This is a genomic window from Actinomyces bovis, assembly GCF_900444995.1.
Classification (GTDB): Bacteria; Actinomycetota; Actinomycetes; order Actinomycetales; family Actinomycetaceae; genus Actinomyces; species Actinomyces bovis.
Window position 1 is genome coordinate 707675 of the sequence record NZ_UAPQ01000001.1, and the last position, 23654, is coordinate 731328.

Annotated in this window: 11 protein-coding genes; all 11 read right to left on the minus strand. The window is 64.3% G+C overall.

The window, feature by feature from the left end; all coding sequences use genetic code 11:
• Window positions 1-34 precede the first annotated feature (34 nt).
• Window positions 35-1276: an RDD family protein gene (locus DR039_RS03025; protein WP_111835890.1), complete on the minus strand. Its 1242-nt coding sequence runs from the start codon at window positions 1274-1276 to the stop codon at window positions 35-37.
• Entirely contained in the window at window positions 1276-3723 is a 2448-nt protein-coding gene (locus DR039_RS03030; protein ID WP_111835891.1) for a transglutaminase family protein, read from the minus strand. The genes DR039_RS03025 and DR039_RS03030 overlap by 1 nt, the downstream gene beginning before the upstream one ends.
• A complete protein-coding gene (locus tag DR039_RS03035; protein ID WP_111835892.1) occupies window positions 3720-5069 on the minus strand; it encodes a DUF58 domain-containing protein in 1350 nt (449 codons plus the stop codon). The genes DR039_RS03030 and DR039_RS03035 overlap by 4 nt, the downstream gene beginning before the upstream one ends.
• 28 nt (window positions 5070-5097) lie before the next feature.
• Window positions 5098-6063: an AAA family ATPase gene (locus DR039_RS03040; RefSeq protein WP_111835893.1), complete on the minus strand. Its 966-nt coding sequence runs from the start codon at window positions 6061-6063 to the stop codon at window positions 5098-5100.
• A 50-nt stretch (window positions 6064-6113) separates the two neighbouring features.
• Complete coding sequence (locus tag DR039_RS03045; protein ID WP_111835894.1) at window positions 6114-12140, minus strand: Ig-like domain-containing protein; 6027 nt, start codon at window positions 12138-12140, stop codon at window positions 6114-6116.
• 221 nt (window positions 12141-12361) lie between these two features.
• A complete protein-coding gene (locus tag DR039_RS03050; protein WP_111835895.1) occupies window positions 12362-16315 on the minus strand; it encodes a DNA-directed RNA polymerase subunit beta' in 3954 nt (1317 codons plus the stop codon).
• Between the two features lie 133 nt (window positions 16316-16448).
• Window positions 16449-19964: a DNA-directed RNA polymerase subunit beta gene (gene rpoB / locus DR039_RS03055; protein WP_111835896.1), complete on the minus strand. Its 3516-nt coding sequence runs from the start codon at window positions 19962-19964 to the stop codon at window positions 16449-16451.
• A 220-nt stretch (window positions 19965-20184) separates the two neighbouring features.
• Window positions 20185-21117 (minus strand): RodZ family helix-turn-helix domain-containing protein, encoded by a 933-nt coding sequence (locus DR039_RS03060; RefSeq protein WP_126622313.1) that lies wholly within the window; start codon window positions 21115-21117, stop codon window positions 20185-20187.
• Between the two features lie 351 nt (window positions 21118-21468).
• Complete coding sequence (locus DR039_RS11220; RefSeq protein WP_170166917.1) at window positions 21469-21786, minus strand: LPXTG cell wall anchor domain-containing protein; 318 nt, start codon at window positions 21784-21786, stop codon at window positions 21469-21471.
• Window positions 21767-22081: a hypothetical protein gene (locus DR039_RS03065; protein WP_170166918.1), complete on the minus strand. Its 315-nt coding sequence runs from the start codon at window positions 22079-22081 to the stop codon at window positions 21767-21769. Before DR039_RS03065 ends, DR039_RS11220 begins: the two co-directional genes overlap by 20 nt.
• 1150 nt (window positions 22082-23231) lie before the next feature.
• Window positions 23232-23621: a 50S ribosomal protein L7/L12 gene (rplL, locus tag DR039_RS03070; protein ID WP_111835898.1), complete on the minus strand. Its 390-nt coding sequence runs from the start codon at window positions 23619-23621 to the stop codon at window positions 23232-23234.
• Window positions 23622-23654: the final 33 nt, after the last annotated feature.

A 23654-nucleotide genomic window follows, 5' to 3' on the forward strand; every position in this document is an offset into this window, starting at 1 on the left:
GGCTCCGTCTGACTGTGGTCAGGGTTCACAGTGTTCACCTCTCCACCGCAATGAGGCGCTCGCCCATGCGGATCATGGCCCCCTCCAACAGGAGAGCAGCCTCCTTGGGGTCAAGTTCGAGCTCAGCTCCGTCTGGCATGAGCATCTTGCTTCCATTAGTTGAACCCAGGTCCAGCAAAGTCACGCTCTCAGCGGTAAGCAGCACTCCCAGGTGGCTCTTGGAAATACTCAGCTCTGGGTCACTCACCGCCATAGTCACCGCACCGGCCCACTGACCGCGTGCCTCCGGCTCACGGCCCAAGACGGTACGCCCCTCCCCCAGGACCAACTGTTGGCCGGTGTCTACGCGAAGTACTAGCTGCAGCGGGGCTACCGTCGGGCCAGGAGTTGTGCTCGGTGCCGCGCTTGGCGCAGGAACCGATGGAGCGCTGGTCACGGCAGGAGCTGCCGCAGCAGCCGCAGGCGCCGTCGGTTCTGGTGTAGCCACCGGTGACTCGCCGCCAGTGCTCCAAGGCACCGCAGTGATGATCCCTTCCGTAGCTGCCAAGCCCGCTCCCGCAGAGGTGCTTGCACCTGGCGTAGCAGAACTATCGGGCATTGGCGTCACACTGCTGGTAGGCGCGAACATAGGCGAATCTGTCGGAGCGGGAGCCGTCTGGGAAGCTGGCATTGGGATGCCCCGGATCATGCCGGGGGCTTGTACCGTGATAGTTGCCCCCAAGGCCTCGTCTGGATCGACATCCTTGGCCGCAGGTTCCGCCTCGGGCAGTTTCTTGGCCAGCGGATCCCTGCCAGCACGCAGGTCCAGAACTACCACCCCAGCGGTGCGGTCATACCAGTTGCGCCCCTGGCCATCGGGACGCAGCAGGATTACAAGCGTGGCAATACCCAGCGTCGCTGAGCCGATCAGGCCCGCCAGTATGTACCAGATGAGGCTGCGCCCACAGGGGGACCCGGCAGTGTCTCGGTTGACCATGCGCGTGGCCAGCAGGGCATAGCCAGGAGTCTGTCCCTTAAACCAAAGCCAGATGATGTAGGCCAAAGACAAGGCCAACGCCACCAGCCCGGGCACCGGCAAAAGCGTAGCGTCCACCCGCTCGGGCTTGGTACCAGCTAACAACTGCCGAATGATGCCCGCCCAAGCCGCCGCGGTAACCGCCCCCAGCACGATGGTCATAATCAGGCCGTCAAGCAGCAAAGCCCCCAGGCGCTTACCGGGGCTGGCGGCCACCGTACCGTCCAAAGGCGTGGGAGCGGCGCTCTTGCGGCGTGCCATCACTTGTCTCCAAACCTTGAGCTATTGGATTTGCCTGCATTGCTCTTCTTGGCGGCCATACTGCCAGGCTGACGGCGCTGAGACACGGACTTCGCAGCCAACTTTTGAGGCCGCGTCTGAACGCCGCGCCCAGAACTGTGCCGCAAGGAGGTCAGGGAGACCCGCGCACGAAGGCGACGACGTCTGGTGGTCTGCTTACGCATGCCCCGCAGCACCTGCTCCATGGTCTGCCAGGAGTTTTCAGCCTCCGCAGGGGCTGGTGCAACACCAGAAAAGACGGCGCCGTCTACATTTTGTGCTAGCGCCTCCATACTGCCGGGCTTGGCCACTGGCCGGAAAGTGGGCTTCAGCGCCTCCCCATTCAAGGCCGCCATGGCGCTGGCTTGCTCAGCGCGCGGCACGGTGAGCGGCACATTCAGGCGCAGGTCTCGGGCCTGATCCACTAGTTCATCCCAAGCTCCGGTGACCCGCGCTAGGGGCTCCTTTGCCCGGCGGCGACGTCGACGTCGCCAAGCCTTAATGGCCATGACTGTCAAGAATGGCGCCAGCACTAGGAGCGTCCCGCCAACCACCTTCAGCCCCAGCAGAACCCAGGGCCACCAGTTATAAGGCTCCTTTTTCTCGTCCTGCTGGTCGTCGTCGATATCAGGGTTAAGGTCCGCAGGATGCTGGGGCGGCACAGGCGGCTGGATCACCTGCGGCCGGGGGTTGGGTTTAGGCTCCGGCAGCTCCGTCTGAGGCTTCTTGTCACGTGGCGGGGTGGGGTCAAAGGCCACCCAGCCGGTGCCAGAGAAGGACACCTCCACCCAGGCGTGGGCATTGGTACCGGTCATCTCTACGGGCCCTGGGGTGTAGCTGTCCGGGTAGAAGCCCAGCACCACGCGGGCCGGGTACCCAGCTTGACGGGCCATCAGTGCCATAGCGACGGCGTACTGCTCATCGTCACCAACCATGAGCCGAGCCGGGTCCAGGAACTTGGACAGGCGAGCTGCCGAGTGACTGGCCAAAGAGAGGTTGTCTGAGCCATCCGAGTAGAAACCCTTGGTGGAGAAGGCCTGGGCCATGGCCCGGATGGCCTCCACTCCACCTTTGGCCTCACCTAAGAACTCCGGCAGGCGCTGGCCCACTTGCTCAGGAATCTCCTTGTCAGCGGGAGCGGCGTACTGGCTGAAAGATTTCCCCGTGAGCTGCGAATCGCTCCACACCTTTGGCATGACCGCCTCCACCGTGTAGGTGTCCCCCTTTGTGAGCCCGCGGGTGGTCAGAGCCGTCTGTAACTTGGAGGAGTAGTAGAGGGTGTCTTTGATCGTGGCGGCTCCCGGAGAAGTGACCTCTAGCTTGCGCAATTCGCCACCGCCCGGGATCCAGTAACCGGTGTAGTCCTTAACCGCGATGCTCAGGGTGGTGATCTCGGCGCCGTCGGGCAGGGGATCATCAGAAACGGTGGAGCCGACGCGGTGGAAACCCTCGCCACTGCCGGTGTCCCCCACCCGCATAACCACGCCGTCGTAGGTGTCCAGGGTGGCCAGGCGAAGGCGCTGATCCTTCTGCAAGCCCTCCACGGTGAACAGGACGGCGTCCTTCTTGTCGTCCATCCAGTAGCGGTAGCTGGTCAGGGGCGAGGCGTAGCTACTTAAATCCAACGGCGGGGTGACGTGGTCACGCAGCACCGCCCGGTGCCCTTGTGGGTCCAACTGCGCTGCCCCCATCGCCCCGACTCCAGCTGCAAGGGCCAGTACTACGACGCCGCCAGCGGTGGCCCGGGCCTTGCGCAGCCTTGAGGTGGCGGTAGCCGCAGTCGCTCCTGCACTGGTGATGCCGGCAGCGGCGGCGCTACGACGTCGCTGCGCCAACCAGGCACCCCACAACAGGGCGGTAACAGCGGCGGCCGTGCCGAGGTACCGGCCCCAGGGGGCGTTTTGGGAACCCCAAGCGACTCCGATCAGGGCCAGCGCTACGACTGGCACGAGCGCCCAGCCCTGACGCCGGCTGCGCAGGGCGATAGTTATGGCCACTACGGAGCCCAGGAGCCCAGACATGAAGGGCACGATTGCAGGGCCAGCAAAGGTGGCCGCCGGTGGGGTAAGTGTTAGCAGGTCCTTCCAAGCCTGGGTTGCCCCAACCACCAGGCCTTGCAGGGTGGCCAAAGTGGGCAGTACCCGGTTGCTCGTGGTGGTGGGCAGAGCCAGCGGGCCTCCACCGAGCAGGTAGACCACCACTACGCCCAAGCTGGTCTCCAGGAGGTTCCAGCGCCAAACCGCCGCCGCAACAGCTACTAATGCGCCCAGCAGCACCCCGCCGGTGGCGGCCAGATAACCACTGTGATCCCCGAAGACCGGGCCGTGAGTAGCTCCCGCCAGCAACAGCAGGCAGGTAACCACTGCCAAGTCACCGAGGTGAATGCGCCGGGTGCGTGGCTCCCGCAGGGGTGGCGTCGTAGCAGTCATAGGGCCGCCCTCCGCATGGTCTGAGGCAGGGCCTCCAAGGCACCAAGTGTGAACAAGCGCAGCCCGCCAACCTGCGTGGAGCTAAGCGCTGCGTCCTTCTCGATCCGTAGCCCAATGGAGTAGGCAGTAGAGGGCAGTTCGCAGTGAGCCCGGTGCAGTTGGACCGCAGGTAAAGCGGCGCCAGTGACCAAGGTGACCACCGAGGCCTGCGGTACATCTCTGGAGGCCTGGCGCGCCAGAACACTGAGGTCGTTGGTGGTGCGGAGCTGCTCCAACCGGGTGATGGCGTCCAAAGCTCGCATGGCATTGGGCGCCACAGGCATGCCCGCCTGGGTCACCAGGCTCACTTCACGACCGGCGCGGTAGGCGGCAAGCACCAGGGAGGCGGCGCAAGACACGCCAGTCTCAAACTCATCTGCGCTGCGCCAGGCCTCGGTATCGAGGTCTAGCACCACCAGCAGATGGGCGCGGCGGGTTTCCTCGAATTGGCGCACCATGAGGCGGCCGGTGCGGGCGGTGGAGCGCCAGTGGACGTTGCGGCGGTCATCACCTGGTGTGTAGTCACGCAGGGCGTGGAAGGCGACGTCGGAGGAGGACAGCTCCTGGGTTACGGCGCCCTCATTATCTCGGATGAAGCCGATGGCCTCGGCGTCGATAGTGGTGGTGCGAGGGTGAACAAAAAGCTCCACCGGCTCATTCCAACGCTGCTTTCGGCGCAGTAGACCGAGGGGGTCACCGCGCACTGAAGTCACTGGGCCGACGACGATTACGCCGCGTCGGCGCGTGGGGATAGTGAAGACCTCTTGGTGGCTGGTCTTGCCCGCCAGCCGGGGCACATTGAACACCGCCAGACCGGTGCCCACCGGCAGCTCCACGCTGGCACTGCCAACGCCGCGCGAGGAGGGATTGCTCAGACGCACCTCACCGAATGCCGCCTCCCCCACGATGACCCGGTTGGCAGCCAGGGACACACCGACGTCGTAGGAGCGTCTGCCGATCACGGTGGGCAGAGCTAGCAGCAGCATGGTGGCAAGCACCAGGGAAAGGGCCCAGGCTTCCTGCCAGTGGCAGGCAAGGGCCGTGGGCAAGGCGAGCAACAGGGCTAGCAGGCTCCAACGTCCCAGAGGGGTGATTACGTCACCCACGCGCTCCAGCCAGCGCAGCACCGGACCGGCCACGGGGTTGGCCGCTGCTGTCTGCCTAAGCGCAGCAACTTGCTGCGCTAGGCGACTCCTCAACACGTTCAGGCGACTGCGTGCCACCGTCTTGAACTGGGAAAGCCAGTTGAGCCGCGCTACGCGTATGCGGCGTGGCGGCGTGGGATGGTTGTTGCTCTGCTTGGCCATGGCTCCGGCGGTTCCTGGGGGCTCCGGTTCAGGCGCGGTTCTGTGGGGCCGGCACCTCAGCGATGGCCTGAGCTACGACGTCACGGGCGGTGTTGCCGGCGAACTCGGCGTCGGGGTCCATAACCAGGCGGTGCGCCCAGACCACCTCAGCCAGGTCTTTGACGTCTGAGGGCAGGACATAGGGGCGGCCTTGGGCGGCAGCCCAGACTTTGGCGGCCCGAGTCATGCCGATGGCGCCGCGGGTGGACACGCCAATGCGAGTCTGGGCGGATTCGCGGGTGGCACGGGCGAGCTGCGCAATATAGGCCAGCACGGAACGCTCCACGTGATTCTCGGCAGCTAGGTCCGCCATGGAGGCGACGGCGTGGGAGGCGATCACTGCCCCTAGCTGCTTGGAGCGGTCCGGGGCGGCTGAACCTGCGAGCACCTCAATGAAAGCTTCTTCTTCCGGGTAGCCGATGGAGGTTTTCATTAAGAAGCGGTCCAACTGGGCTTCGGGGAGCTTGTAAGTACCGGCCTGCTCCACCGGGTTCTGCGTAGCGATCACCATGAACGGCCGGCCCGCCTCATGGCGCACCCCATCGACGGTCACCTTGGACTCCTCCATGACCTCCAGCAGCGCTGACTGGGTCTTAGGCGAAGCCCGGTTAATCTCATCAGCCAACACAATGGAGGCAAACACCGGACCGGGGTGGAAGTCCCAAGAGCCGGTCTTTTGGTCATAAATGGTCACACCCGTGATGTCTGAGGGCAGCAGGTCAGGGGTGAACTGGATACGCGAATGACTCCCCTGCACCGTGGCCGCCAAAGCGCGGGCTAAGGCGGTTTTACCGGTGCCGGGGGCGTCTTCCAACAGCAGGTGGCCTTCAGCCAGCATGGTGGTCAGCGCCAAACGGATGATATCCGTCTTGCCCAGCAACGCCAAACCAACATTGTCAACAATACGGGAGAAGGTGTCAGCGAACCAGGTCGCGTTCTCCTGGGTCATAGGCATATTGCTTGGTCTCTCTATTAGCTCGGTTATCAGGGTGGGAGAGGGCAGGACTATCTGCAGGTGAACCAGTTCTCACCCACGAAGTCCGAGGAGTCCATGCTCATGAGTCTGCCCTTCCAGTAGCCGTCCCAGTTGGGCTCGCCGTGATAGTTGCCGTTGCCGTCCACGGGCACGGTGGTGCTCTCCTGATGCCCGGCCCAGTCGCCACTGCAGGTCACGTTGGTATTGGGGGGCCAGCCCTGCAGGTCCACCCCGACCCTCCAGGCCTTGCGTCCGCTGCAGGCGCCAAAGCTACAGGTCATGTATGCACCTTTGAAGGTGCCGACCTTCCTCGGGTAGCTGGGGGCGGTGGCGCTGGCGCACCTGGAGCCGGACCCGAGCTCGGAGGCCGCTACGTTCTGCCCCGGCCGTACCGCGTAGACGCAGAGCTTGCCGGTCCCGCCCTCACCCACGTTGAAGGTTCTCTCCCCGGAGTCCTGCAGGCCGATCCGCTCAATGGAGCCGTTGGCGTCAACCTCCAGTTCGGAGGTGGCGCCTCCGTCCTTCGCCCCGCTCCAACTGCACCGTACCTGCCCCACAGCGCCTGCAGCGCAGCTCACTGCCGGGGAGGTGGGCGGCTCATAGGGGGTGACCGAGCCGACTGTGGCGGCCTGGGAGCAGACGGTGGAGCCAGTCTTGGTGCCGCAAGCCCGCACGGAGATGGAAGCGGCACTGCCGATGGCCAGCCCGTTGCCGGTCAGGTCATTCATCCCCTTCCATTCGCTGCCGTTCGCCGACCACTGGACCGTCAGGTCGGAGGCACTCCAGCCATTGCCCTCCTTGGCGGTGGCGGTCAGATTGATGGATGCGCCCTGCCCGGTGGCTTGCAGTCCGCTGCCGCTGGGAGTCGGCGGCAGGCCCACCACCCAGGCGGAGGTGCTGGTTTCAGCCGAGGTGTGTGTCGCGGGTGCCGCAGTGTCATTGGTAGCGGTGATCTTGAAAACCACCTGACTGTTGGAGGTGTTCACAGACTCGATTGTCGTGGAGGTAGCACTCTCCACCCGTTTGGAGCCGCCCGGCCAGCTCAGCGTGTAATAGGCAATATCCCGCCCATTGCCGCCCGCAGCAGTCCAGGAGACATTCACCCGGTCACTGCTGCCACCGGTCCCTAGTGAAGCAGCCTGTGCCTGCAGCTGAGGCACAGCTTCAGGACGGCCATAGGGGGTCACTGCCTTGGAGGCGCCGGAAATCTTGCTGGTGCCCTTCTTGTTGGTGGCGGTCACGGTGGCGGTGTAGGCGGCGCCGTTCCTCAGCCCAGTGAAGGTGGCGGAGGTGGTGGTGACCGTCTGTTCTTTCACGCCGTCGGGGCCGGAGAGGTACACGGTGTAGCCGCTGATCGCCGAGCCCTCATTTTCTGGGGCGGTCCAGTTGAAGGTGGCTTGGTTGTCTCCGGGCGTGCCAGTGGGGGCGGTAACCACCCCCGGCACCACATCAATATTGGTGGTGGCACTTGCGGAGGCGGGAGAGTCCCCCACCCCGTTCGTGGCGACGACGTGGAAGGTGTGGTCCACACCGTTCTTACGGCTCTCGATCAGACAGGTGGTGACCTGCCCGCAGGCTTTGGAATCGCCCTGAGTCTCATCAAAGACCGTGAAGCCGCTGATCGGGTCGCCATTCGCTGCGCCAGCGGACCAGGTGACTGTGGCTGTGCCCGCGGCCGCAGAGGAGGCGGTGACCGCAGTGGGCGCGGCGGGCTTGTCCTTAACCGTCACCTGCACGCTGCCTTCCACTTCACGTGCGGGATCGTTGGTCTTGTCCCCCAAGCGGAAAGCGACGGTGGTGGTGCCATTGGTTCCCGCCGGTGGCGTGATGCCCAGCTTGGTGCCCTCCACGGTCACACTGCCAGCGTCTGAAGCCGTAGGAGTGCCCACAACATGTAGCGGCGTATCCGGGAAGGGGTTGGAAGCGGACTGGGCTAAGTCCACGCTGACGGTCTTACCGGCGTTGGTGGTCACTGAGATCGGCGAGACCTGGATCCGTTCCTTAGTAGAAGCCACCACAGAAACTTGAGCGGTGCCCGTGGCGGTGGCACCACCAGCGTCCTTGACCGTGACATTTACTTGGCCCGCTGAGCCTTGCTTGGTGGTGGCATCGGCATTCACAGACAAGGTGGTGCCACTTAGCGAGGCACTAGCACCGTTGAGTGAGGGCTCGATTGAGTAGGTCATGGAGGAGGGCTCTTCACCGTCAGGATCAGTCACCCATTTGCTCACATCCACCGTCACAGCGGCGTCGCCTGCAGCCACCTCAATATTGGTGGGAGTGATAGTGGGCGCTTGGTTGCCTGCTGGCAGCACGGTAATTGGCAGGGTTAGGCTGGCTACTCGCCCATCAGAGTCATTGAGGTCCTTGCCATCAGTGACTTCAAAGGTTACTGAGCTGGGGCCGGAGTAGTCCTTGGCCGCCCCAAAGCTCAAGGTAGTGGCGTCCTTGACCAGCGGAGTGCCGTCCCAGCCCAGCGAGGCAGAAACCTTGGCGGCGTCCGTCAGTTGCACGGAGTGGCCCTCACGGGTGATCACGTAGTCCGCCAGCGGAATACTTACGCTCTCCCCAGCTTTAACCTGCAACTCCTGGGCTTTGGTCGCATTGATCTCAGGCCCACTGACTTTGGAGCCGGGAACAAAGACGACGGCGGAGGCAGTCAAGCCATCTGGATCAGTCAAGGTGTAAAGCACATACCGTGCGGTCTCGTTGACCGGGATGGTCAAGGTGCCACCACTGACGCTCACACCTTCATCCGTGGTGGTCAGCTCGTCGGAGTGGACGTCGCCGTCAGGATCGCTGTCGTTGTCCAGCACGTTCACGCTGACAGCACTGGAATTTGCGGTGTCTGCGGTCGCCACAATGTCATCCCTCGCAATGGGGGCAAGCAATGGCGCATCGGCAGAGACCACAACTGTCAACAAGCCGGTCACTGGCTCAGAGCGGGAATCGGTCAGGCCGTACTGGACGGTGTAGGTCCCTTCAGCCGCCGGAGTGGTTAGGACGATGCTCTTGCCGCGCGGCTCCACCACCAGTGTGGGGTCGGAGGAAGAGACTAGGCCTGGCACCAATTCCAGAGGATCGCCGTCTGGGTCCACGTCGTTGCCCAAAACTGGCACGCTCACGTTCTTCCCGGGCCGCACGTTTACCTGGTCAGGAACGGCTACTGGACGCTGGTTGGTGGTGGCAGCAGCAGCTACACCCACGCGCACCGTAGCGGTGGCGCTCTTCCCCAGCCTGTCCTTAACCGTGTAGGTGAACACGTCTGTGCCCGAGGACTTCTGGCCTGCCGTGTACTTCAGGCTGTTTTCATCTACCTCCACGGTGCCTAACTTTGGTGAGGAGGACACTCCTACCAGGGTCACGGAGTCACCCTCAGAGTCAATACCGGTCAGGGGCACGGGAATCTTCACGGTCTGTCCCGCCACGGCCCAGCCAGTGACGTCCTTGGGATGAGGCGCCGTATTCGTGTCCTCATCCAAGGCCACAACGCTCACCGTGACCTGCGCGGAGGCGATATTCCCAGCAGCGTCGTGCACCGTGTAAACCAGGGTTCCGGTGCCGGGCTTGTCACCGGCCCGCACCCGGACTACGCCGTCGGATACGAAGGGGCTGGCAGTTGCTGCAGCGAAGGTGTGTTGAAGCTTGTCGTCAACGGTTAGCTTGAGACCGGCTGGGGAACGGTCGTTATCCAGAACGTTCACAGATCCGACGTCGCCCACGCGCACCACCAGGTTGTCGTCCGTGAGCACCGGGGGTTCTGTTGCAGACACCGGTGGGGCCGGAATGACCATGACTTGGCCCACCGAGGTACCTGCACCATTAGCCACCGTGTAGGTAAGTTGTTGGGTAGACGTCAAGCCACCCGGTGCGGTGATTCGCAGGATGTGGTGCTCTAGCAGCGCCACCACCAGCGGGGAGCCCTCAGGAAGGTGCACAGACTGCGCCACCAGCACGCCACCGGCTGGATCGGAGTCATTGGCCAACACGTCTACTAGGGCCTCACCTCCGGCGGGCAAAGTGGTCACGTCATCCTGCGCCACCGGCAGGCCCTGAGAATCGGCAGCCACCACGTCCACGCGAATGAAGCCGGTGGTAGCTGCCGGGCCATCGGTGACTTTGTATTCCAGGTAGTAGGTGCCCACGGTTTGCCCGGTCACGGAGACAATTGAGAGGTCTGGGTCCAGGCTGGCGCTAATGCCAGTGGTGGGTTGGGAGATGGAAGCGACCCGCAGGGTGTCCCCGTTGGCGTCGGTGTCATTTGCCCGGGGGTCGAGTTGTGCGGTCTGGCCTTGTGCCACCACCAGGTGGTCACCGTTGGCCACGGGGGCGATGTTCTCTGCACCGCGCACGTCAATCCGCAGTTGCCCTTCAGTGGTCTTTTTGCCATCAGAGTAGGTAACGGTGAGTTCTTTGATCCCGGTGCCTTGACCCAGGTCATGCACGGTCACGGTGCCATCCGCGCGCCAGCTCACATCCAGCCCAGCGGGAAAGGCCACCGATTCCAGATAGACGGCGTCACCGTCAGGATCGATCCAGTCCCCGGAAACATTGGTAGTACCGCGGGCCCCCTGCCCCAGGATCATGGTGGAGATACGGGTCTGCTTGGGGCCCTCGTTTACCTCCCATGGATGCACGGTCAACGTGACGTTGGCGGTATCAGTGCTGCCGCCGTCGGAAAGCTCATAAACAAAGCTGCTGGTGCCGGTGGCCTCCGCTTTGATGCGCGCCTGCAGGGCAGCGCCGTCACGTACCTGCACCACTTCACCGAGTTCCGGTTGGGTAATGGGCTTAGCGACGAGCACATCGCCGTCAGGATCGGTGTCATTGCTGATCACTGGCAGGCTAACTGAACGCCCTGGGCGCACCCCGAACTCGTCGTCGATGGCGTCAGGTGGGGTGTTTTCATCGCGCCGCTCAGCTGGGGACTCCTGGTCGGTGCGGGTAGTGTCGTCCTGCTTCTCATCGTCCTTCTTGAGATCAGAGTTGATCTGGTCCCAGTTGTCGACCTTGACCATGTCCTCGTCAGGCAGCCAGATACCACCGTCTTGGGTGTTGTTCAGGACGATTACTCCGCGGTTCATGCGGAAGACGGCGGTGTCCGCTGCATTGAGGTCTGCCCGGTCCTCGTTGCGGTCGTCGGCGTCATTGGTGCAGTCGCGCAGGTAACCGCCTTGGCCGCTCCAGGCGGAGTAGACGCAGGAGCGCATCCGGGCTGGCCGCGCGGGTTTGCCGCCGGGGCTGTGCTTGGGCACCGGCGTGACCTTGCCCGCTCGGTCCACGCGCAGCAGCGCCTCAGAAGAAGCCACGAGGACTTCCTCAGAGTCGGGTCCGGGCACCTGCAGCTGCAGTTCGGTGCCATTCAGCTTCGCGGTGGAGCCGTCTTGGCGTATAAGGGTTCCCGAAGCGCGATCCAGGACCACCGTCTGTTTGCCGACTGCGGATACCTGTAGGTCCGCGTTGGCTCCCAACTCCGGTAGCGCGGTGGTGGTTTGGTCCTGCTGGCTGCCTGCCGGGGTGATGGTGGTGATTCGCTTGGTCTCTGGGGAGACGATGTGGGCGGTGCCCTCCAAGCCCATGGCGAGGACGGCGCCCTTCTCGTCCCGGAGAATCGGTTCAGTGACGGTAGGCTCAAAAGTGCTCTGTTGCGAGGCTGGCATGACCCAGATTGAGCCGCTGGTGGGGTCTGCGATTCCCAGGCGGTCTCCACCAAGCTGCATATTGTCGGCGTTTTGCACTGGGGAGAGCAGGACGTTCTTAGCCACGTCCACTTGGGTGAAGGCGCCGGATTCGTGGTCGGCTACATAGACGGTGCCAGCTTCCTGGGAGACGTCGAATTTGGCCGAGGCGGCGCGCAGCCCGCCGTCGATGACATGCGCCGGGTAGTTGAGGTGGCCCACAGCGCGCAGGTTCTGGTTGGTGACCCAGACTCCGCCGTCGTGCAGATCAATCTCGCGGATCACCACGCCGGGGTGCAGCAGAGCCATGACGACGGCTCCCGCCGATAGCGTCCCCGCCACACTGGCGGCAATACGTCGCAGCGGCATAAAGCTCATAAAACAGCTCCTGTCAGGACTGAACCCGCACCTGGGGAACTGGGTGACGGCGGGGCCAGCAACATGATCTAACCGATACCAGTCTTTGACAACCCAGAAACCAGACAATGGGTAAAGAACCCCATGCACTAAGTCCGGGCAGCTTCCTGCTGGAAGCTGCCCGGCCCCGGTGTGGTGATTCAATGCCGCCTGGCAATCAGCCCAGGCGACCCAAAATCAGCTCAGAACTGGTAGTCCTGGTTAGAGAATCCGGTGCGGAAGTCGTCAGAGAAGTCCGCCCGGAAGTCGCCACCGAACTGGAAGTCATCCAAAGCCACGGACTCCGCCAGGCCAAAGCCCAGAGAGGCGCTGGTGCGGCTGAAGGCCTCGGCCTTGGCCTCCTCGGTGGGCTCCACCTCGATGTCGGCGTAGCGGGCTAGGCCCGTGCCAGCGGGGATGAGCTTACCCAGGATGACGTTCTCCTTCAGGCCCAACAGCGGGTCTGACTTGCCATTCATGGCGGCCTCAGTGAGCACCCGCGTGGTCTCCTGGAAGGAGGCGGCGGAGAGCCAGGAGTCAGTGGCCAGGGAGGCCTTGGTGATTCCCATGAGTTCGGTGCGGGCAGAGGCGGTCTTGCCACCCTCAGCCATCACGCGACGGTTCTCCTTGCGGTAGTGCATGACATCCACCAGGTCACCCTGCAGGAGGGTGGTGTCACCCGGGTCCAGCACGGTTACGCGGCGCAGCATCTGGCGCACAATAACCTCAATGTGCTTGGAGTGGATGTCCACGCCCTGGGAGCGGTACACGCCCTGCACCTCGTCCACCAGCTGGCGCTGTGTGGCGCCCACGCTGCGCAGGCGCAGCATCTTCTTGGGGTCGATCGGGCCTTCGGTGAGCGGCTGGCCGGGCTCCACCGAGCAGCGGTCCTCCACCAGGAGCTTCTGCCGCCGCGAGACCGGAACCACCAGGTCCTCCTCGCCGTCGTCACGAGTGATGACGATGCGCTTGCCGTCGACGTCGTCCTCAATCTTGACGCGGCCAGCAGCCTCCGCGACGGCCGCCTCACCCTTGGGGGTGCGGGCCTCGAAGAGCTCCTGCACACGGGGCAGACCCTGGGTGATGTCGGCGGCACCAGCAGCACCACCGGTGTGGAAGGTACGCATGGTCAGCTGCGTGCCGGGCTCACCAATGGACTGGGCGGCGATGATACCGACGGCCTCACCAATGTCCACGCGCTTGCCGGAGGCCAGGGAGCGGCCATAGCAGGCGGCGCAGGTGCCGACGGCAGACTCGCAGGTCAGCACGGACCGGCAGACGAGCTCCTCAATGCCGGCGGCAATGGCCGCCTGGATCTGCTCATCACCCAGGTCAGAGCCAGCCTTGATGATGACCTGGCCGTCAGCGTCCACGGCGTCGCGAGCCAAGGTGGTGCCAAAGACCGTGGTCCCCAGGATGTCGCTGGGCTCCTTGAGGCGCTCGCCGTCGATCTCCTTCCAGGAGAAGATCCGCTTGTTCAGCCCCTTGCGGGTGCCACAGTCCTCCTCGCGGACAATCACATCCTGGGAGACATCCACCAGACGCCGGGTCAGGTAGCCGGAGTCGGCGGTACGCAGAGCCGTGTCAGCCAGACCCTTGCGGGCGCCGTGGGTAGCGATGAAGTACTCAAGGACGGACAGGCCCTCGCGGTAGTTCGACTTAATGGGGCGCTCAATGAGGCGCTGCTTGGGGTCAGCCACCAGGCCACGCATACCGGCGAGCTGGCGGATCTGGTCCCAGTTACCACGAGCCCCAGAAACCACCATCTGATAGACGGTGTTGCGCTCCGGGAAGCTCTCCCGCATGGCCTCAGCAACCTCATTGGTGGCCTTGGTCCAAATGTCGATCAGCGAGGAGTAGCGGTCCTCCTCGGTGAGAGCACCCATGTCGAACTGGTCTTCAACCTCAGCGGCCTCAGCCTCGTGGCGAGCGAGGATCTCCGCCTTGGCCTCCGGGGAGACGACGTCGGCGAAGGCCACGGTGATGCCGGACCAAGTGGACCAGTGGAAGCCGTTGGCCTTGAGAGCGTCCAGGGACGCGGCCACATCCACGCGTGGATAGGACTCGGCCAAGGTGTTGATGATATTCCCCAGCTGCTTCTTATCCACCGTGTAGTTCACGTAGGGGAAGGTCTCGGGCAGTGCCGTGTTGAACAGCGCGCGGCCCAGGGAGGTGCGCAGGGTGATCGGCTCACCCTCTTCCCAACCCTCCGGGGCCTGCCAGCCCTCGGGGGCGCAAATGCCCTCCTCGAAGCGGATGTCACAGGTGGCGTTGACCTGGAGCTTGCCGAAGTCGTAGGCCATCACGGCCTCTGCGAAAGAGGAGAAAGAAGGCACGATCTCGTGGCCCTGCTGGTCCTTCTCCACGGCGACGGCGGGGTCAGGCTCCTGGGTCAGGTAGTAGGTGCCGATGATCATGTCCTGAGAGGGCATGGTCACGGGGCGACCGTCAGAAGGCTTGAGGATGTTGTTGCTGGAGAGCATCAGCACGCGGGCCTCAGCCTGTGCCTCCGCCCCCAGGGGCAGGTGCACCGCCATCTGGTCGCCGTCGAAGTCAGCGTTGAAGGCACCACACACCAGCGGGTGCAGCTGGATGGCCTTGCCCTCAATCAGCTGGGGCTCGAAGGCCTGAATACCCAGGCGGTGCAGGGTGGGGGCGCGGTTAAGCAGCACGGGGTGCTCCCGGATGACCTCAGCCAGCACGTCCCAAACCTTGGGGTTGGCGCGCTCAACCATGCGCTTAGCGGCCTTGACGTTCTGCGCTTCCTTGAGCTCCACTAGGCGCTTCATGACGAAGGGCTTGAAGAGCTCCAGGGCCATCTGGCTGGGCAGACCGCACTGGTGCAGCTTGAGCTGGGGGCCGACCACAATCACGGAACGGCCGGAGTAGTCCACGCGCTTACCCAGGAGGTTCTGGCGGAAGCGGCCCTGCTTGCCCTTAAGCATGTCGGACAGGGACTTAAGCGGACGGTTGCCCACACCGGTAACCGGGCGGCCACGGCGACCGTTGTCGAAGAGCGCGTCCACAGCGTCCTGCAGCATGCGCTTCTCGTTGTTGACAATGATCGTCGGGGCGCCGAGCTTCTTGAGTCGGTCCAGGCGGTTGTTGCGGTTGATGACGCGGCGGTACAGGTCGTTGAGGTCGGAGGTCGCGAAGCGGCCACCGTCCAGTTGCACCATGGGGCGCAGGTCCGGGGGGATCACCGGGATGAAGTCCAAGACCATGGACTCCGGGGCGGTGCCGGTCATGCGGAAGGCGTTGATGACCTTGAGACGCTTGATGGCGCGGACCTTGCGCTGGCCGGTGCCGTTCTCCACCACCTCGGCCAAGGACTGGGCCTCAGCCTCCAGGTCGAAGCTGCGCAGGCGGGCCTGAATGGCCTCCGCGCCCATGGCGCCCTTGAAGTAGATGCCGTAGTCGGCCTGCATGTCGCGGTAGAGGACCTCGTCGCCCTCCAGGTCACCGACCTTGAGGCCCACGAAGCGGTCCCAGACCTTGTCCATGTGTTCCAGGGTCTTGGTGGACTTGCGGCGCAGGGCAGCCATGTCACGCTCGGCGGCCTTGCGGAGCTTCTCGCGCTGAGACTGCTCTGCGCCCTCAGCCTCCAGCTGGGCGAGCTCAGACTCAAGGCGCTGCTGGCGGGCCTCGACGTCGGCCAGGCCAGCCTGCTCGACGTGCTGCTTCTTGACCTCAAACTCGTTGCGCAGTGAGGGCAGGTCGTCGTGGCGGCCTTCCTCATCTACCTCAGTGACCATATAGGCTGCGAAGTAGATGACCTTCTCCAGGTCCTTGGGGGCCACGTTCAGCAGGTAGCCCAGGCGGGAGGGCACGCCCTTGAAATACCAGATGTGGGTGACGGGGGCGGCCAGCTCAATGTGGGCCATGCGCTCACGGCGCACCTTGGAGCGGGTGACCTCCACGCCACAGCGCTCGCAGACGATGCCCTTGTAGCGCACGCGCTTGTACTTGCCGCAGGAGCATTCCCAGTCCCGGGTGGGGCCGAAGATCTTCTCGCAGAAGAGGCCGTCCTTCTCGGGCTTGAGGGTGCGGTAGTTGATGGTCTCAGGCTTCTTGACCTGGCCGTGGGACCAGCTCTTGATGTCCGAGGAGGTGGCCAGGCCCAGCTGGATGCGATCGAAGACGTTGGCGTCGAGCACAGTTCCTACTTCCGATTGGTCATTGAATCGGTTGGTTCTTGGGGGCGTCGTCTGCACGTTTCCAGGGTGCAGGCGGGCCCGTGGGGGCTTGCCGGGAGGAGTTTGGGCTCCTCAACCGGCCAGCCCCTGGGTGTCAGATCTCGTCTATCGAGGCGGGGGCTCCGGGGCGGCGGCCCAGGTCGAAGCCCAACTCCTCGCCGACGCGGCGGTCGTCGTCGTTGTCGTCAAGGGCAATGGTGTTGCCCTCAGCGTCCAGCGCCTCCACGTTCAAGCACAGTGACTGCATCTCCTTCATAAGCACCTTGAAGGACTCGGGGATGCCTGGCTCGGGGATGTCCTCGCCCTTGACGATGGCCTCGTAAACCTTCACGCGGCCATTCACGTCGTCGGACTTAACGGTGAGGATCTCCTGGAGGGCGTGGGCGGCGCCGTAGGCCTCCAGAGCCCACACCTCCATCTCACCAAAGCGCTGGCCACCGAACTGTGCCTTACCACCCAGCGGCTGCTGCGTAATCATGGAGTAGGGGCCGGTGGAGCGGGCGTGGATCTTGTCATCCACCAGGTGGTGGAGCTTGAGGATGTACATGTAGCCGACCGAGATCGGGTACGGGAAAGGCTCACCGGAGCGGCCATCGAAGAGGCGGGCTTTGCCGTTGGGCTGCACCAGTTCGAAGCCGTCAGCATTCGGGATGGTGGAGTCCAGCAGACCCATGAGCTCGTCGTCACGCACACCGTCGAACACCGGGGAGGCCACCGGAGTGCGGGGCTCCGCCTTCACGCCGTTCTCGGGCAGGCGCAGGGCCCAGTCCTCGCCAGACTCACGGGCCTTGGTGGCGTCCCAACCGCGGGAGGCCACCCAGCCCAGGTGCAGTTCAAGCACCTGGCCGACGTTCATACGGCTGGGCACACCCAGCGGGTTGAGGATGACATCCACCGGGGTGCCGTCAGCCAGGAAGGGCATGTCCTCAATCGGGTTGATCTTGGAGATAACACCCTTGTTGCCGTGGCGGCCGGAGAGCTTGTCACCCACGGTGATCTTGCGGCGCTGGGCGATGAAAACACGCACCATGCGGTTCACGCCGGCGGGCAGCTCAGCGTCCTCACTGGAGGCGTCGATCTCTCGCACGCCGGTGACGATGCCGTACTCGCCGTGGGGCACGCGCAGGGAGGTGTCACGCACCTCGCGGGCCTTCTCACCGAAGATGGCGCGCAGCAGGCGCTCCTCGCTGGTCAGCTCGGTCTCGCCCTTGGGGGTGACCTTGCCGACCAGGATGTCGCCGGAGCGGACCTCGGCGCCGATGCGGATAATGCCGCGCTCGTCCAGGTTGGCCAGGGTCTCCTCGGAGACATTGGGGATGTCGCGGGTGATCTCCTCGGCGCCCAGCTTGGTGTCGCGGGCGTCGACGTCGTGCTCCATGATGTGGATGGAGGTCAGCAGATCCTCGGCCACCACGCGCTGGGACACGATGATGGCGTCCTCGTAGTTCAGGCCTTCCCAGGTCATGAAGGCAACCAGGAGGTTCTGACCTAGGGCCAGGTCGCCCTCGTTGGTGGCCGGGCCGTCCGCCAGGACGGTGCCAACTTCCACGCGCTCGCCCTCAGAGGCGACCACGCGCTGGTTGTAGCAGTTGCCCTGGTTGGAGCGGCAGAACTTTGCGACCTTGTAGACGGTCTCGGTGGCGTCGTCGTTGGCGACTCGCACGAAGTCACCGCAAACCTCACTGACCACACCAGCCTTGGTGGCCACGAGCACGTCACCGGCGTCGACGGCGGTGCGCCGCTCCATGCCGGTGCCCACCAGTGGGGCGTCGGGGCGCAGCAGGGGCACGGCCTGGCGCTGCATATTGGCGCCCATCAGCGCGCGGTTAGCGTCGTCGTGCTCCAGGAAGGGGATCAGCGAGGTGCCGACGGACACCATCTGGCGCGGGGACACGTCCATGAGGTCCACCTGGCTGGCGGCCACCAGGGCGGGCTCACCGCCGGTGACGCGGCACAGGACGTGGTCTTCAGCGAAGTGGCGGCCATCCTCGGTGAGGACCACATTCGCCTGCGCGATGGTGTGGCGGTCCTCGTCGTCGGCGGTCAGGTAGTGGACCTCATCGGTGATCTTGCCGTTCTTGACCACGCGGTAGGGGGTCTCGATGAAGCCGAAGGGGTTGATGCGCGCGAAGGTGGCCAGCGAGCCGATCAGACCAATGTTGGGGCCTTCAGGGGACTCGATGGGGCACATGCGCCCGTAGTGGGAGGTGTGGACGTCACGCACGTCCATGGAGGCGCGCTCACGGGACAGACCGCCGGGGCCCAGGGCCGAGAGGCGGCGCTTGTGCGTCATGCCGGCCAGCGGGTTGTTCTGGTCCATGAACTGGGACAGCTGGGAGGTGCCGAAGAACTCCTTGATCGCGGCCGTGACGGGCCGAATGTTGATCAGGGTGTTGGGGGTGATGGCCTCCACGTCCTGGGTGGTCATGCGCTCGCGCACCTGACGCTCCATACGGCCCATACCGGTGCGCACCTGAGCCTGGATGAGCTCACCCACGGCGCGAATACGGCGGTTGCCCAGGTGGTCGATGTCGTCGTACTCGACGGCGACGTCGATGATCTCGCCGGCCCGCATGCCCTCAACGGTGGGCGCGCCAGAGTGCAGGGCGAGCAGGTATTTGATGGCGGAGACGACGTCGGCGATGCGCAGGACGGACTCGTCTAGTTTGGCGTCCAGACCAAGCTTCTTGTTGATCTTGTAGCGGCCAACCTTGGCCAGGTCATAGCGCTTGGGGTTGAAGTAGAAGTTCTCCAGGAGGGCGCGGCCCGCTTCAACGCTCGGCGGCTCACCGGGGCGAATCTTCTTGTAGATGTCCAGCAGGGCCTCGTCCTGAGTGGTGACCTTGCGGTCCTCGTCCAGGGAGACGAGCAGGGCCGGGTAGTCCTTGAAGGTTTCGCGGATCTCGGCCTCGTCCATGCCCAGGGCCAGCAGGAAGATGGTGATGTCCTGCTTGCGCTTGCGGTCGATGCGCACGGCGACGCGGTCGGATTTGTCTACCTCGAACTCCAGCCAGGCACCGCGCGAGGGGATGAACTTGGCGTTGTAGAGGAATTTGTCGGTGGTCTTCTCGGTGGTGCGCTCAAAGTAGACGCCCGGGGAGCGGACCAGCTGGGAGACGACGACGCGCTCGGTGCCGTTGATAATAAAGGTGCCGCGCTCAGTCATGAGCGGGAAGTCACCCATGAATACGGTCTGCGACTTGATCTCGCCGGTCTGGAAGTTCTCAAAGTCCGCCTGCACGTAGAGCGGGGCGGCGTAGGTGAGGTCCTTCTCCTTGCACTCCTCGGCCGTGTACTTGGCCTCCTCGAAGCGGTGGTCGTGGAAGGAGAGCGCCATGGTCTCGGCGAAGTCCTCGATTGGGGAGATCTCGTCAAAGATCTCCTCTAGACCGGAGGTCTCAGGCAGCGAGCCGGGGTGGGCAGCGTTGGCAGCCTCCGTCCGGGTCCGCCACTTCTCATTGCCCATGAGCCAGTCAAAGGACTCAGTCTGGAGGGCGAGTAGGTTTGGAGCCTGCATAGGCTCCGGGATCTTCGCGAAATTGATTCGCCGAGACGCGGTACGGGCGGCGATTTCTTCTGCAGTGGGTGCAAAGGTGCGCGAGGCAGCCAACAGTTTCCCTTCCCTCAAGAGCGGGGCTTAGAGTGCGTGAGGTGGCGCGTTTCTGAGCGTTGGCTGGGCCGTCACTAGATAGCAATCCACACAATGCACGCGAAGCGCTAGCCTACACGGGGCCTATGTGCAGGTCTATCTCGTAGGCGTGCCAGTGGTTGCGATTCCCACCACAGTCGTGGATACTGCGGAGCTTTCGCGCAGCCACGGCGCCCCGGCCTCAGCCACGGCGGTTGCGACGGCGGACCAGGAGCAGCAGGCCTCCCGTGACTACCAGTCCGCTGACGCCCACAGCCGCAGCGGTGAGGTTCACGCCGGTTGAGGACAGGCCCTTGCCTCCGGGCTGGCTCGGCGCGTTCTTGCCGGGGGTTGCTGGAGCAGAGGCCGCGGGGGTCGGCTGGGTGCTCGCCGACGGCGCGGGGGCGCCGGGGGTCGGCTGCGCGGTTGCCGGTGGTGTGGGCGCGCCGGGCGTTGGTTGCGCGGTTGCCGGTGGTGTGGGCGTCACGGCGGCAGCGGCCTTGACGCCGAGGTTGACGGCCACCTTTTCAGCCTGGGTGTCATTCCTGTTGGCTGCACAGTTGAAGCCCACCGCTAGGACGATCTGGGTGGTGGAGTGCGGCGCTAAACGCATCAGCGGGTCCTGCGTGCGTGTGCCGCTACCACGCAGGCTCTCAGCCACCAGCACGGGCCGGTGGCCGACGTCGTCGGCGAGCAGGAGGTAACCAGCCATTCCCGGGGAGCTATAGGTGCCTGTGGGGATGATTCTGCCTGCCAGGATGGGGTCGGCATTGAGGTCTATTGCCGCGCCTTGCACCCGGGTGTTCTGCCAGCCGAGCGTTAGGCCCACGTCAACTGGCTGGTCACCGGTGTTGCGCAGTTCGAAGGTGGTGTGGGTGACCTCGTCGGCTGCCAGGGCGCCGGGGAGGACTGCATCTGTGGCAGCGCCCTCGCACTGAGGCGCCAGGTTCTCAAGCGTTATGTCTTCAACTAGGTCCGTGATGCTGCCGGGGTCGGTGTTGGCGTTCACGCAGAGCTGGCCGGATGTGCAGGGCCCCTGGGGGCCTCCTTGAGCTGCGGCCACGGAGCCAAGTACTAGCCCACCGAGCAGCAGGGGTGCGGCCAGCAGCATGATGAAACGTGACTTGGGGTTCACAGAATCGTTGCTATGGCGTCGCAAAAACCGGCTTTGCTGCGTCAGCATGACAGCCTCCTGGGGCAGGGAGGGGCGGCGCCTCCGTTGACGCCATGAGGGAATGTCCGCATTCAACCATTGTTCCGTAGTACATGGGACCGCAATTGCTTCGTTATACCCGCAATCTCTCAGGTGCAGTCATATGCGGATCTTCTCGGCCTGCAGTTTGCAATCGGCTCCTAGACAGCGCCTCGCCCTGGCCACGGGTGGTGGCCAGGGCGAGGCTTGAGCTAGTTCCCTTGCTATCCGGCTGCCCTTAGGAGGCGGCCGAAAGCATCGGGTTTAGCTTGCTGTCAGGGCGCTGGTGTGTTCTCAGCCCCGACGGTTGCGGCGGCGGACTAGGAGGAGCAAGCCTCCGGCGATTACCAGCCCGCCGATTCCCACAGCCGCAGCGGTGAGGTTCACACCGGTTGCAGACAGGCCCTTGCCTCCGGGCCGACTCGGCAGGTTCTTGCCGGGTGCAGCCGGAGCGGGCACTGCGGGGGTCGGCTGCGCACTGACCTGCGGGTCGGGTGCCTGCTGGGTTGCCGGGCTGCTCGGAGCGCTGCTCGGCTTAAGCGGCGTTGGACTTGGCGCAGGCTCCGGGGTCTCGACCGGCGGCACGGGCGTATCAGTCTCGACCGGCGGCACGGGCGTGTCCGTGGGCGTGGGAGCCGGAGTCGTGGGCGCAGCCGTCGGTGTGGGGGCCGGAGTCGTGGGTGCGACCGTCGGTGTGGGTGCCGGAGTGGTCGGTGCGACCGTGGGCGTCGGGGCCGGAGTCGTGGGTGCGACCGTTGGCGTGGGAGCCGGAGTCGTGGGTGCGACCGTTGGCGTGGGAGCCGGAGTCGTGGGCGCAGCCGTCGGTGTGGGAGCCGGAGTGGTCGGCGCGGCAGTCGGTGTCGGGGCTGGCGTCGTGGCCGTAGGCGTGGGAGTGGGCTCCGGGCAAGCCTCACCGGAATCCGGAGCCTTACCAAAGGAATGACTGGCCTCGCCCGTGCTAAACACGTAACCGGGCTTAGTAGCCACACTCAAGGAGCCATCAGCGCCAAGTGTCCAAGCCAACTGCTCAGTGTCAGCAGGCACCCGCCACCTGGCGTTATCAGGGCCACAAGGATCGTCAACCTCAGGCGTCGGCACAGACACCTCTACCGGCTCTTCGGTTTCAAACTTAATCCCGAAGGCTATAGACACCTTTTCCCTTTGGGTGTCATTCCCGTTAGCCATAAAAGGGAAGTCGATTAGCGCACTAAAGTCGATTTTTTCTCCGGGCGCTACCGTGAGTACGCCGGTCTCTTCAGCGCCGTTGCATCGCAGGCTGTCCGTAGCCAGGCTGCCACCACTGTAGGTGGTGTTAATTTTCATCCCCGGCGAGTAGAACCTAGTAGTCCCACCGGGATGCGGCAGACTCGTCAGGAAGGGGTCATTCGCGAAGGAGGCTCCTACGCAGCGGTCATTCGCCCAAGACATGGTCACCACGACTTTTGCTGGCTGACCGCCCGTGTTCATCACTGAGAAATCGCCGCGAATCCTATCGCCCGGAACCATCGCCAGCAGGCCGGTCTGCCCGTCACCCAGGTTCCACTCCCCCACGTTGTTCACCACAGTCTTGTTCGTGGAGTCAATGCAGAAGGTGCCCCCAGGGCAGTCACTGCCGTTACTGCTCGCGCCTGGCTCTTCCGCAACTGCGACAGTCGGGGCGCCAAGTGCTAGAGCACCAGCAAGGAAGGCTAGGCCTAGCCCCCTCCCGAATCGGTTCAACTTAGCCATATGCGAACCGTTACCGATTCGATGCATTTTGGGATTGAGGCGCATCCTCATAGAGGTCTCCTTGGTCAGGGTAGGGAGCATCAACCCTGACATTACCGGGAATGTACCTCAATCGACCAGCGTTCAACCCGCAGGCTGACCACAATTGCTCCGTTACCCCCGCATCCAATCCGTTACAGCCAGCTGCGGTCCGCCTGGGGCTGCGCTCCAAGACGACTGCCCAAAGCGCACCTCGCCCCGCCCACCAGAGGTGAGCGGGGCGAGGTTTGAGCTAGCTCCCTTACCGTCAAGCCGCTCCTAGGAGCCAGCCAACGGCGTCGGGAAATGACTCACTTGAGGGTGACGGTGGCGCCAGCGCCCTCGAGCTGAGCCTTGGCCTTCTCGGCGGTCTCCTTGTTGGCGCCCTCGAGGACGGGCTTGGGAGCGCCGTCGACGAGCTCCTTGGCCTCCTTCAGACCGAGGGAGGTCAGGGCGCGCACCTCCTTGATGACCTGGATCTTCTTGTCGCCAGCGGCCTCGAGGATGACGTCGAACTCGTCCTTCTCCTCAGCGGCGGCGGCCTCACCGGCCGCGCCGGGGGCAGCAGCAACGGCAACGGCGGCCGGGGCAGCAGCGGTAACGTCGAAGGTCTCCTCGAAGGCCTTCACGAACTCGGACAGCTCGATGAGGGTGAGCTCCTTGAAAGCCTCAATGAGCTCGTCAGTGGTCAGCTTCGCCATGATGGGCGTTCCTTCCTGGAAATGGGGGCCTGC